Consider the following 12,611-nt stretch of genomic DNA (forward strand, 5'->3'; position numbering starts at 1 on the left):
TAGCCATTCACGAATATAAATAAGATCTACCACATTTTAATCCTGTTTTCATGGAATACTTCACTCTTTTGGGGTCAAAGGAAAGCCTTCATCAGCTTAGGTTATACCTTAAGGCAAATTTGTGTTAGAATGATTATGGGCATTTCCTGAAATTTGATCTAAAAATTGTTATTTTAGAAAGCCTTTGCCGTTACTGCGAGCAATCCATACTAGTTTTAAACGCTAAATATCCCATATAATGCTAAATCTTGCTGTACTTCTAGAAGATAGTGCCCGACGCTATGCCAACAAAGAAGCTTTTGTTTTTGGAGAAACCCAACTTAATTATGAACAACTTAATGCCGCCGCCAATCAAATCGCCAATGGTCTAAATGCCATTGGAATAGGGGCCGGAGATAAAGTTGCGTTGAGCTGTCTGAATCTGCCCTACTTTCCAATGATTTATTACGGTATTTTAAAAACTGGTGCCGTCATTGTTCCCTTAAGTGTATTATTGAAACGGGACGAAGTGGCTTATCATTTAAAGGATTCGGACGCCAAGGCCTATTTTTGTTTCTCCGGAACCGAAGCCTTACCCATGGGCGAAGAAGGTTATGCCGGTTTTCAAAAAGCTCCGGATTGTGAACATTTTTACATGATCACGCCCCAAGCTTCAGATGCCAGTACCATTCCAGGTACCCATACCTTGGGAAGTTTGATGCAGGGACAGCTACCTATAGCAAATACCTACCCTACACAAGCCGAAGATACCGCGATCATTATTTATACTTCGGGCACCACGGGAAAGCCTAAAGGGGCAGAATTAACGCACTCCAACCTTTTACAAAATGCCATTCTCTCCAGTGATATCTTTAGCACGCATTATACGGACAAACTCTTAGTAGTGCTTCCCTTATTCCATATTTTCGGTATGACTTGTTTAATGAATGCGGGCATCTATAAAGGAGCTTCCCATATATTGCTCCCCCGATTTGAAGCCGCTACGGTATTGCAACTCATGCTCCATCATAAGATTACGGTTTTCGCAGGGGTTCCTACCATGTATTGGGCCCTGCTCAACTATCCTGGAACTGAATTCGACCTGGAAGCTATAGCCGCCCCTCTAAAGATATGTGTTTCAGGAGGAGCATCGCTCCCCATAGCCGTACTGGAAGGTTTTGAGCAGAAATTCAAGGTTCCCATTTTAGAAGGTTATGGGATGTCCGAAGGATCCCCGGTAGTGACCTTTAATCAAATGGATATAGGTCGGAAACCGGGCAGTATCGGCAAAGCGGTATGGGGTGTTGAAGTAAAATTAGTAGATGAAAATGATCAAGACGTCCCTGTAGGAGAAAAAGGGGAGCTTGTATATCGCGGCCATAATGTAATGAAAGGCTACTACAAAAAACCGGAAGCTAATGCACAAACGCTCCGAGGTGGATGGATGCATTCTGGAGATATTGCGGTGCAGGATGAGGAGGGCTTCTTCTATATTGTGGATCGCACCAAGGATCTGATCATTCGCGGAGGGCTCAATGTGTACCCCAGGGAGGTTGAAGAAGTGATGATGAAACACGATGCCATTTCTTTAGTGGCCGTCATTGGGGTTCCCCACGAAAAATTAGGGGAGGAAATCAAAGCTTGTGTAGTGCTACAAAAAGGAAGTGCCTTATCTGAAGAAGAATTGATGGCCTGGACCAAGGGACAAATTGCTTCCTATAAGTATCCGCGTATTGTTGAATTCATGCCGAATCTTCCCATGAGTGCCACTGGAAAAATTTTGAAAAAAGAATTGCGAAAAAAAGAATGAATTAGGTGTTCGTACTGAAATTACCGTACGACTTTCACTCCTACAATTCCAGTACTTTGATTTGATTGCGATGCAATTCGATCTTTCCTTCCCGTTCCATCTTTTTTAGTAAACGGGAAACAACCACTCTGGAAGTGTGCAAATCATAGGCAATATCCTGATGCGTGGCATGAATCATATCATCATGGGTTACTTTGGCCTTATCCTGCAAGTGTTTTAAAAGTCGTTCGTCCATTTTTAGAAAAGCAAGGGTATCCACAGTTTCCAATAATTCCATCATTCGGGTATGGTAGCTCTCCAAAATATAGTTTTGCCAACTCTTGTATTTTCCCATCCACAACTCCATCTGTTGTACCGGAATCATAAGTACATCCGTATCCATCTCTGCTACGGCCCTAATTTTGCTTATAGAATTTCCCAAACAACAGGAAAACGTCATGGCACAGGTATCTCCTTGTTCCAAAAAATAGAGCAACAATTCATCTCCTTTATCATCTTCCCGAAGTATTTTTATGGCACCTTGCAGTAAGAGAGGCATTGCCGTAATGGTATCTCCAATATCCATTAAAGCCTGGCCCTGTTTTGCCTTAATCAAAGTTCCAATTTGTTCTATTTCCTGTAATAACTCAGGTTCAAAAAGGTATCCATACTGTGCTTTTAAGGTCTCTTTCATACGGGTTTATCATTGAAATTACAAAGCCATGCTATATATCATTTGCTCTAGTGCTACGGGTTGCTCCTCTAACTCAAGGGAACAGACAAACTTTAAAGGTCTTTAAAATTTCTCCTGTATGCTGAAAGCCTTGATGCAAATCCTGTTGACTTACCGCATAGGGATAAAATGTAATAGGCTCTATACAAATCATATTGGGCACTTCGGTCCATAGCATAAAATGCCCAAATCCCTCGGTAACAATCTGCAGTTCTTTTTTATCCTTAAGACCAATGCTGGTACAGTGGGCAAGCTGAAAAGCTCTATTTCCTACGGCCAATACGGAGGCTAAACTTATTTCCTTGTCATTGGCCAGCACGAGCGGCTTTTCCGTATAGAGTTTAAAGGCAGGGTGATACCCCAACATAAAGGGCATTTCTTCTTTCGCCTCAATTTCAAAATGTATTTCCAGGCCTTTCTCCCCTAATACAAAGTGTTTTCGGAAACGAAAATCATAAGGCCATTCCAATGTCGCTTCCGATGATTTTTCAGGATATTTGGAGTTCTTAACTGCTGTGCCCGCACTATATTCTTTTTCAAAAACAGCCATTGTGGAAGAACTATCAACTAGGCGATACTCCAATTCCCTCAACAACCCATGTTGGTCCTGAACGGCAGTTCCTTTAGGTGTTTTTACTCTAAAAGCTGCTTCTTGTGTAGGGCCTATAATCGGAAACATTTCGGTATCGGAACTTCGCCAACCCGGACTTCCTTTTTGATGAATGTATTCATGCCCTTCCTTTCTGTAACTGATCAATTCTCCTGAATCAACACCTACATACTGTCCAAATGCTTGTAATGTAATCATATCCCTATTGATTGATGAGTCTGTAGATCAATAAAGCCGTTCGCTTGGTCAAGGACTCAATGGTCTTGAGGTTTACGGTTTCCTTGGGCGTATGCGCGCCATTCCCCATAGTTCCCAAACCATCCAAACAGGCAACATATTTGGCAACAAAAGAGGTATCTGCAGCGCCTCTTTTCCCAGGGTCATATCCAAGGACCTCCCCATCTCCCAAATCGAGACTCACCTGATTTAATTGTGCCAATAAGGCTTTGTTTCTTTCTGTTGGTCCCATAGCCGGATAACTATCTGTAAAGCTAATGGTCGCTGAAGTATGCGGTAAATTTTGAGTTACGATTTCCCGCATCTTGGCTCGGGCATTTTCTTTTTGTTCTTCTGAAATAAAACGCAATCCCCCTTTTACAGTTGCTGTTTGGGAAACCACATTACTTTTTCCAAATGCAGTTCCTTTACTAGTAGCAGGGTCATAATCCACAAAAGTCCCTCCTAGGACTACGCCCGGATTAAAAGTAAGGTATTCTTCTCCCCGTACTTCATCATAAAAGGCATTGAGAATTCTAGACATCTCAAAAATGGCACCAGCGCCTGTACGTTCACTAAAAACACCGGAGGAATGTGCCCGTTTTCCGGTAACTTCAACAGCCCAACCCGAAGCACCTCTCCGTGCCACCGTGGCATAGTTGAACCCTGTTGATGTTTCAAACCCTAAAGCCACGTCACTGCGTTTGGCAGCATCGATAAGATCTTTTCTACTAATGCTCAAGGGTTTCCCTGTACTTTCCTCATCTCCTGTGAAAGCCACAATAATCTGGGCGTTTTTAAGCAATCCATTGTCATGTAAGGCTTTTAGGGCGTATAATACGATTACATTGCCTCCCTTCATATCATTGCCTCCTGGAGCATGGGCAATGCTATCATTGATACGTTCAAATTTTTGAAAGGGGCTATCTTCCTCAAAAACGGTATCCAAATGTCCTATAAGTAATAATTTCTTCCCTTTTTTGCCTTGGGTTTCGGCAAAAAGATGTCCTGAACGCTTTACTTCTGAAAGGTCGATCCATGTGGTATTGAAATTAAGCTGTTCAAAGGCATCACCAAAAACTGCACCAACTTCTTTTACACCTTCCAAATTAAGGGTTCCACTGTTGATATTGACCACTTTTTCCAAAAAGCCAATGGCCTCCCCATTGTTCTGCTCTACGGTCTTGATGATTCTTTTCTCGGTACGCGATAATTTTTGAGCTATTACCGTATTTAGACAGAGGCAAAAAATGAATAGGGGCAAATGGTATATCCGTTTCATATTCCAGTTTTATTATTCGTAAATACAATATATGTGTTCCTAAGCCCAAAGACACAGTATTTTTCAATACCCTCTACAAAGCATCTTCTCTAGTGCAAGCCACTAATGATGTCGTATTTGGTGATAATATGATGTGCACCATCACCCAAGTCCACAAGTACGGCCTGAACATCTTTATTGATCAATTTGGCCACTTCATCAATAGGCGTGTTCCTGTCTACAATAGGATAAGGAGCCTGCATCATTTCCTTAATGGGTCTAGAAGTAATATCGCCATCCTCCATGATCGCACGGAATAAAATAGCTTCGTCCAAAGAGCCGACAAATCCTTCAGTATCTACCACTGGAATTTGGGAAATCTTATTATTTTTCATGCGGGTAATGGCGTGTTGTACCAGTTCCTCGGTTTTTACCGTTACTAGTGGAAAATCCAAATGATCTTTGATCAAATCCACAGCTTTGGTCACCTCATCGTCCAAGAATCCTCTGCTACGCATCCAATCGTCATTGAACATTTTACCAACATATCTACTTCCATGATCATGGAACAAAACCACGACTACATCCTCTTCGGAAAAATGTTCCTTTAACTGCAATAAGCCCTTTACAGCCGCACCTGCCGAATTTCCAAGAAACATCCCTTCTTCCTTAGCCAAACGCTGTGTATATACGGCAGCATCTTTATCAGTCACTTTGGTGAAACCATCTATGACATCAAAATTCACATTTTTGGGCAGAATGTCCTCCCCTATTCCCTCTGTGATATAGGGATAAATTTCATTCTCATCAAAAATACCGGTTTCATGATATTTTTTAAATACGGAGCCGTAGGTATCAATGCCCCATACTTTAATATTTTCATTCTGTTCTTTTAAATAAGACCCAACCCCTGAAATGGTTCCTCCCGTTCCTACACCAACTACGAAATGTGTTACCTTTCCATCGGTCTGTTTCCAAATCTCCGGCCCGGTACTTTGATAATGCGCTTTGGTGTTCGAAGGGTTGTCATATTGGTTAACATACCACGAATTGGGAATTTCCTTGGACAACCTTTTCGCCGTGGAATAGTAGCTTCTGGGATCTTCTGGAGTTACATCGGTAGGACACACATGAACTTCGCTGCCCACAGCTTTCAAAATATCTACCTTTTCCTTGGATTGTTTATCGCTGATCACGCAAATCATTTTATACCCCTTGACCACAGCGGCCAGGGCCAATCCCATTCCCGTATTCCCTGAAGTTCCTTCAATGATCGTTCCTCCCGGTTTCAGAATACCGGCAGCCTCAGCATCTTCTACCATCTGTAGTGCCATACGGTCTTTTACCGAATTCCCAGGATTAAAAGTTTCGTATTTTGCCAACACCAAACAGGGCAGTTCGGCAGTCAGTGTATTCAATTTTACCAAAGGCGTATTCCCTATGGTTTCCAAAATAGTATTCGCGTATTCCATCGTGCACAAAGATAAAAGTTCCCTGAGGATAAATAGGGTTAGCCTACTAAAAAATTGTGGGAATTTAAAAAGAGGAACACCAAAGGCGGTTTACTCAAACTTTATAGCCTTTACAGGGGTTATACCGCTAATAATATAAGAAGGCACCAATAGCATTAAACTACAGAGCACTAACACGCAACTATTTAGCAGCAGTACCATAGGAAAATCAATATAGATAGGAATATAGTCAATATAATATTCCTGAGGGTTGGCAAACTTGAATATTCTAAATTTATGCTGCAACCACAACAAGGTCAATCCTATCCCATTGCCCCATAGCAGTCCAATGCCAATAAGGTATACGGCATTGTAAATAAATACGCTTCGAATGCTCCAGTTGGAAGTGCCCAAGGCTTTAAGAATTCCGATCATTTGTGTGCGTTCCAGAATCAAAACCAAAAGCGCGGTGATCATATTAATGCCCCCTACAATGATCATGATGCCAATGATCAAGGCAATATTAATATCGAAAAGGCCGATCCATTCAAAGATATTGAAATACTTATTTTTTATATTCCAGGTATCCAAAGTGGACAGGGTTTTTCCGTGAATTTCATTTGTCTTCTCCTCAATGGCATCGAAGTCATCAAGAAACACTTCAAATTGTCCTACTTGATTCTCTCCCCATCTGTTCATGCGCTGTATATGCCGTATATCTACAAAAACGAGGGTATTGTCAAACTCTTCAAATCCACTATCGTAAATTCCTACGATAGTAAAATTACGATTGTTGGGTGCTTTGGAAATGTCAGCTTCCTTTGGAAAAAAAGAAAAAAACGAATCTCCCAATTTTAGCTGTAGACTACTAGCCATAAGTCGGGAAAGCAATACCTCTTCATTGAGTTCCCCACTATAATCGGGCAGTCGTCCTTCGACCAAATATTCTTGAAATGCATCCCAATTGTAATCTTTCCCCACCCCCTTGGCGATAATGCCACTAAAGGTTTTTTCTGTTCTGATCACCCCTCCCTTGCTCGCTATGGCCTGTATATGGGAAATGCCATCTACTGTAGTAAATTCGGGATAAAAATCTTGTTCCAGAGATACAGGAGCTACAGATACATTAGAGGCGTTATTATCGTAATTTTGAATTTGGATATGTCCGTTAAAGGCAGCTACTTTTTCTCGAATCTTGTGTTTAAGGCCAACGCCCGCCGCTATAGCGATCAGCATCATAATAATGCTCAAGGCGATAGCCATAATGGCTATTTTTATTATTGGTGCGGAAATGCTAATTTTATGCTCCTTACCTTTAATCAGGCGTTTTGCTATAAAAAATTCTAAATTCAATCGATGGCGTTTTTATCCAGTTTCAAAAGTACAGTTTTCTTATGGGTTTTAATAGGCGCTTCCTGTGGAAACCCTACAAAAGGCCAAAAAACAAATGAGGAACCTACATCCAGCGCCCAGAAGGCCGCACCCCAGGCTCCAATTATTGTAGCAGCCAACAACACCGCGGCATACCTTCCGCTACTGGAAGGAAAAAAAATAGGCATTGTAGCCAATCAGACCAGTGTAATTTTTAAATACCCTAAAGATGTAGAGGAAAGCATAAAACCATATACCCATTTGGTAGATTCCCTGCTCTTGCACCATATCACAATCAAGAAAGTTTTTGCCCCAGAGCATGGATTTCGGGGAAGGGCCGATGCGGGTGAAAAAGTAAAGGATGAAGTAGATGCCAAAACCGGGTTACCTCTGCTCTCCTTACATGGCAAAAATAGAAAACCTACAGCGGAACAACTCCAAGGTTTGGACCTGATCTTATTTGATATTCAGGATGTAGGCGTACGATTTTACACCTATATTGCTACCTTACAACTGGTCATGGAAGCTTGTGCAGAAAACAACATTCCCATGATAGTTTTAGATCGCCCCAATCCCAACGGACATTATATCGATGGCCCTACCATGGAGGAAGCACATACTAATTTTTTAGGGATGACCCCTATTCCTTTGGTTTATGGGATGACTATTGGGGAGTATGCCAAGATGCTCAATGGAGAAGGATGGTTAGCTAATGCCAAGACCGTAGATCTCACGGTAATTCCATTAAAAAATTACTCCCATACACGCAGTTACCATCTTCCTATACGTCCATCCCCCAATTTACCCAATGATATTGCCATTAATCTCTATCCCAGTTTAGGGCTTTTTGAAGGCACTACCGTCAATGCGGGAAGAGGAACCGAACAACAGTTTCAACGCTATGGCGCTTCCTTTTTAGATAGTTTAAAGTATGATTTTACCTATACTCCAAAACCCAATTTTGGATCCAAATATCCCAAAGAAGAAGGCAAACGTGCCTACGGGAAGGATTTATCGCAGACACCAAAAATGAATGAAATTTCTTTGGCATGGATACAGGATGCCTATGAAAATTCCACCAAGCGCGATGCTTTTTTTAAGACTGCCGGATTTACCAGACACGCCGGAACTACCAAATTACAACAACAATTGGAGGAGGGACTTTCAGAAGCGGCAATCAAAGCCTCATGGCAAGAAGATATTAATGCGTTCAAAGTCATTAGAGCCAAATATCTTCTGTACGATTAAGAATACGCTTTACTCCTTGGGAACAGTGCGATACTTTTCAAATGGGATTTTGAGCAATGCCCCAATATTGGTATTTGCTTTTCTGTCCGGATGTGTGTCCACGCCATAGACAATATCTTCGTTTCGCATTTTATAGAAGGTTCCGAAGAGACGATCCCAAATAGAAAAAATATTACCATAATTGGAATCTGTATAAGGCAGTATATAATGATGGTGCACTTTGTGCATATCGGGCGATACAATGATCCAACTTATGATGTCATCCAGTTTTTTGGGAAGAGCAATATTGGCATGATTAAACTGCGAAAAAACAACAGACAAAGATTGGTAGATCATGATGACACCTATTGGGGTACCCACAAGAACAGCGCCTAAACAGGTAAATGCAAAGCGAATGACACTTTCTCCCGGATGATGTCTATTGGCTGTTGTAGTATCTACATGACCATCTGTGTGATGTATGATATGGAACCCCCATAATACTTTAATCTTATGCTGTACCCAATGTGCTAGCCAGGCACCAATGAGATCCAACAATAAAACCCCAACTAAAATATTGGCCCATAAAGGCATGGACAACCATTGTAGCACCCCAAAATTTTGGGCCACTGCCCAATCACTGCTCTCTAACAACAAAAAAGCGAGAAAAAAGTTTACAACTACTGTAGTGAGGGTAAAAAAGATATTTAGTCCGCCATGTCTAAATTTTCTGTAGTCAAACTTAAATAAGGGAACGGCATACTCCAACAACCAGAAAAAGGTAATTCCCGAAACCAAAATAAGGCTTCTATGGGTTGGAGGTATGGTTTCAAAATATTGTACTATTGTTTCCATTCCCACAAGATAATCCTTCAACTTCGTTTTATCAAATTAAAAGAAAAACTTAGGGTTTTATTCGCTGTTTCATACGTTCTACAATACGGTAGGCTGCAGGGCAAATAGCGACATTCTTTAGCGTTAAATGACTGATTTGCTGAAACTTTTTACGATCAGTATGTGGAAATTCTCGGCAGGCCTTGGGACGCACCTCATAAATGGAACAGTAATTGTCTTCTCCCAAAAAAGCACAAGGCACTTGTTGCAATACATGATCATTATCTTCATCGACCTTCAAATAAGTGGCGATAAATTTTTGTGGCTTTATACGCAAATGCTTTGAGATTCGCTCAATATCGGCACGGGTAAACAAGGGTCCCGTAGTGCTACAGCAATTTCCGCACTCCAAGCAGTCCGTGCGTTCAAATTCTTCTTCATGCAATTCTTGCATGACGTAATCTAAATTTTTCGGGGGTTTCTTTTTTAACTTGGCAAAAAACTTCTTGTTCTCCTTTGCTTTCTCTCTAGCTTTTTTTGGCAAAGTCTTCAAAAAACTTGTCATGTCTTCTTTTCCTGTACTACTCATAGGTTCTGTGCCATCTCAAAATAATTTATGCCGATCTTCCTTTTTTTAAGTAGTTTAAAAGTCTCACATTTGCAGCGTAAATACAAGTAGAATGGGCGATATTTTTGGGAAAGCACTATTGGACTATCAATTGGGCCATTATGACCAGGACATCCTGACCTTCTCCTCCCTTGAAGAAGAAGATAACATTCCCTTGCCCTATCTTTTTAGATCCTACGAAGAAATGCCCTTTCTGGAACAACAGGCCCTTGCTTTGTGCCAAGGTACCGTTTTGGATATTGGATGTGGTGCAGGGAGTCATAGTTTATACCTACAAGAAAAGGGATATGAGGTTACCGCTCTAGATCAGTCCAAAGGAGCGGTTGAAGTGTGCAAACAACGTGGACTTACCAATGTAGTGCACTCCACTGTTCTCACCTATTCCGGAAAAAAATTCCATACGCTTTTATTGTTGATGAATGGTATAGGATTGGCAGGACGCTTAGCAGATTTGGACAGCTTCTTACAGCACTTAAAATCCCTTCTGCTTCCGGGCGGACAAATCCTGTTGGATTCCAGTGATATTATCTATATGTTTGACACGGATGATGACGGGGGTTATTGGATTCCAGATACCGTGGATTACTACGGAGAAGTGATTTTCACTATGGAATACAAGAGCGAAAAGAGCGCTCCATTCCCTTGGTTATATCTGGATTTCAACACCTTACAAAGGGCGGCCATTCACAACAATTTAACCTGTGAACTTGTAAGCCAGGGAAATCATTACGACTATTTAACAAAAATTACTTGGAAAGGATAATAGACCTTGCTCTTTTATCGTTATAATCATTAACGGTCCATCTAATAAAAAGTATTGATGGGCTTTATTTTTAAAGGAGATATCAGATGAAAAAATATAACCGTTTACTTTGGATTTTAGTATTGCTTTTAGCCCTGGGATGTTCCAGTGATAGCAATTCGGATGGGCAAGCCCCTCCTGAGGAAGTTTCCAATCCCACGCCAGACCCCAATGTAGACCGCTCGGGCAATCTTCTAGCCACAGGAGCTTCCGCCAATGATATTTTATCCAACAATAGTTTTACAAGCCTCCGTATTGAAATTGCATTTGTTACCGGATTTCGCCCAACAACAGAGGCAATATCGGAGTTTACGGAATTTTTAGGAGCCTTTAGTTTTAAAGAAGATATTGAAATTGTTTTTAACGAATTACCGGCAACGGATGAAGAAGATCTTACCCTTCAGGAAATTGCCGATTTGGAGACTGCAAACCGCACCGTATACAATGATGGTAATACCTTAGGAATCTATATTTATTTTGCCGATGCGCCTTCAGATGGAGATGACTTGGATAGTGGTTTGGTAACCTTAGGAGCCGTTTATAGAAATACTTCCATGGTCATTTATGAATCCACGATCAGAATATTACTCTCCCGTAGTAATTCCAGTGCAGTTACTTTGGCCAATGTAGAAACAGCAACCTTAAATCATGAATTTGGGCACTTGTTCGGATTAGTGAATCTAGGAAGCCCCGCAGTAAATGACCATGAAGATGCAGGGGCACCGAATCACTGTAATGTTCCTGGATGTTTAATGCGAGCCGAATTGGAATTTGGATCAGGAATGATGAATATGATGGAGAATATGGGTGTTGTGCCTGTGCTGGATGCAGAATGTATCTTGGATATTCAGGCTAACGGGGCCCGATAATCCTATTTTTCAGAAAACAAAACGCTAAAGTATATCCTTAAAACCCATTTCTAGATAACTAACTTCACTAGATCTCTAGTGAAAGTGGTTATGGATACCGCTTCATTTAAATCTAAGGGATATTAAGGTATTTATGCGTTTGTAAGGAGACTTTCCATTTAGGGTGTGCCATAACATAGTCCACGATCATGGGAACCACTTTGTCCTTTACACTCCATTCCGGTTGCAAATACAAAATGCAATTCGCATTGGTTTTGGCCGCTTGTTCCTCGGCAAAAATCAAATCATGTTTATTGTAAACAATGACCTTGAGTTCCTGCGCCAACTCGTAAATTTTTGTTTTGGGCAACTTGTTCTTTTTGGGAGAAAGACATATCCAATCCCAAGTTCCAGTCAATGGATAGGCACCAGAGGTTTCAATATGTGTTTTTAAATTCTTTGCTTTCAAGGCCTGTGTCAAAGGCTCCATGTTCCAGGTCAAGGGTTCTCCTCCGGTAACTACAATGGTATCTGAATATTTTGCTGCATTCTTTACGATGGCATCAATGGAAGTGGGTGGATGCGTGCCCGCATTCCAACTTTCCTTTACATCGCACCAATGACACCCTACATCACAACCTCCTACACGTATAAAATAGGCTGCGGTACCTTTGTAAAAACCTTCCCCCTGTATGGTATAGAACTCTTCCATTAAAGGAAGCATTTCCCCTTTATCTACCAACGCCAAAACTTCATCTGTTACCATCCTGCAAAGATATGCTTTCCTTTTTTGTTTTAATTGTGGGTTAGGTGTGGTGCACCACCAAAACGCACGTGCAATACTTCTAGTTCACTGCCATGG

12 protein-coding genes are annotated in these 12,611 nt (G+C 41.2%); 4 read left to right on the forward strand and 8 right to left on the reverse strand.

Translation table 11 applies throughout. From position 1 onward, the window contains the following. The first annotated feature begins 238 nt into the window (after positions 1-238). Positions 239-1,789 carry a long-chain-fatty-acid--CoA ligase gene (locus tag ACEXOE_RS02545; RefSeq protein ID WP_394747159.1) on the forward strand — a complete coding sequence of 517 codons (1,551 nt, stop codon included), beginning with the start codon at positions 239-241 and terminating at the stop codon, positions 1,787-1,789. A 40-nt stretch (positions 1,790-1,829) separates the two neighbouring features. On the opposite strand, the gene ACEXOE_RS02550 is transcribed toward ACEXOE_RS02545, so the two are convergent. The 5 genes from ACEXOE_RS02550 to ACEXOE_RS02570 all read right to left on the reverse strand — a co-directional run bounded on the left by ACEXOE_RS02550 (position 1,830) and on the right by ACEXOE_RS02570 (position 7,392). Beyond that, the gene (locus ACEXOE_RS02550; RefSeq protein WP_394747160.1) at positions 1,830-2,462 is read right to left on the reverse strand and encodes a Crp/Fnr family transcriptional regulator; all 633 of its coding nucleotides are present in this window, start codon (positions 2,460-2,462) and stop codon (positions 1,830-1,832) included. A gap of 73 nt (positions 2,463-2,535) precedes the next feature. Further along, on the reverse strand, positions 2,536-3,309 hold the full coding sequence (locus ACEXOE_RS02555) for an aldose epimerase family protein (protein WP_394747161.1): 774 nt from the start codon (positions 3,307-3,309) through the stop codon (positions 2,536-2,538). 4 nt (positions 3,310-3,313) lie between these two features. Further along, entirely contained in the window at positions 3,314-4,609 is a 1,296-nt protein-coding gene (locus tag ACEXOE_RS02560; RefSeq protein ID WP_394747162.1) for a M20/M25/M40 family metallo-hydrolase, read from the reverse strand. Between the two features lie 89 nt (positions 4,610-4,698). Further along, the gene (locus ACEXOE_RS02565; RefSeq protein ID WP_394747163.1) at positions 4,699-6,060 is read right to left on the reverse strand and encodes a pyridoxal-phosphate dependent enzyme; all 1,362 of its coding nucleotides are present in this window, start codon (positions 6,058-6,060) and stop codon (positions 4,699-4,701) included. 90 nt (positions 6,061-6,150) lie between these two features. After that, positions 6,151-7,392, reverse strand: a complete 1,242-nt coding sequence (locus ACEXOE_RS02570; RefSeq protein ID WP_394747164.1) for an ABC transporter permease — start codon at positions 7,390-7,392, stop codon at positions 6,151-6,153. Positions 7,393-7,395: 3 nt separating this feature from the next. Here ACEXOE_RS02570 and ACEXOE_RS02575 point away from each other — a divergent pair, with 3 nt between their 5' ends. Then, the gene (locus ACEXOE_RS02575; RefSeq protein ID WP_394747165.1) at positions 7,396-8,658 is read left to right on the forward strand and encodes an exo-beta-N-acetylmuramidase NamZ family protein; all 1,263 of its coding nucleotides are present in this window, start codon (positions 7,396-7,398) and stop codon (positions 8,656-8,658) included. A 9-nt stretch (positions 8,659-8,667) separates the two neighbouring features. Here the strand turns inward: ACEXOE_RS02575 and ACEXOE_RS02580 are convergent, their stop codons facing one another. Both ACEXOE_RS02580 and ACEXOE_RS02585 read right to left on the reverse strand, forming a co-directional pair. Further along, positions 8,668-9,492: a sterol desaturase family protein gene (locus ACEXOE_RS02580; protein WP_394747166.1), complete on the reverse strand. Its 825-nt coding sequence runs from the start codon at positions 9,490-9,492 to the stop codon at positions 8,668-8,670. Between the two features lie 49 nt (positions 9,493-9,541). Then, positions 9,542-10,036 (reverse strand): YkgJ family cysteine cluster protein, encoded by a 495-nt coding sequence (locus ACEXOE_RS02585; protein ID WP_394748485.1) that lies wholly within the window; start codon positions 10,034-10,036, stop codon positions 9,542-9,544. Positions 10,037-10,151: 115 nt separating this feature from the next. On the opposite strand from ACEXOE_RS02585, the gene ACEXOE_RS02590 reads away from it, so the two are divergent. Beyond that, positions 10,152-10,862 (forward strand): class I SAM-dependent methyltransferase, encoded by a 711-nt coding sequence (locus ACEXOE_RS02590; RefSeq protein ID WP_394747167.1) that lies wholly within the window; start codon positions 10,152-10,154, stop codon positions 10,860-10,862. An 86-nt stretch (positions 10,863-10,948) separates the two neighbouring features. After that, entirely contained in the window at positions 10,949-11,770 is an 822-nt protein-coding gene (locus ACEXOE_RS02595) for a hypothetical protein (RefSeq protein WP_394747168.1), read from the forward strand. Between the two features lie 112 nt (positions 11,771-11,882). Here the strand turns inward: ACEXOE_RS02595 and ACEXOE_RS02600 are convergent, their stop codons facing one another. Next, positions 11,883-12,515: a 7-carboxy-7-deazaguanine synthase QueE gene (locus tag ACEXOE_RS02600; RefSeq protein ID WP_394747169.1), complete on the reverse strand. Its 633-nt coding sequence runs from the start codon at positions 12,513-12,515 to the stop codon at positions 11,883-11,885. Positions 12,516-12,611 lie beyond the last annotated feature (96 nt).

The organism is Spongiimicrobium salis, from assembly GCF_043678055.1.
Taxonomy (GTDB): Bacteria; Bacteroidota; Bacteroidia; order Flavobacteriales; family Flavobacteriaceae; genus Spongiimicrobium; species Spongiimicrobium salis.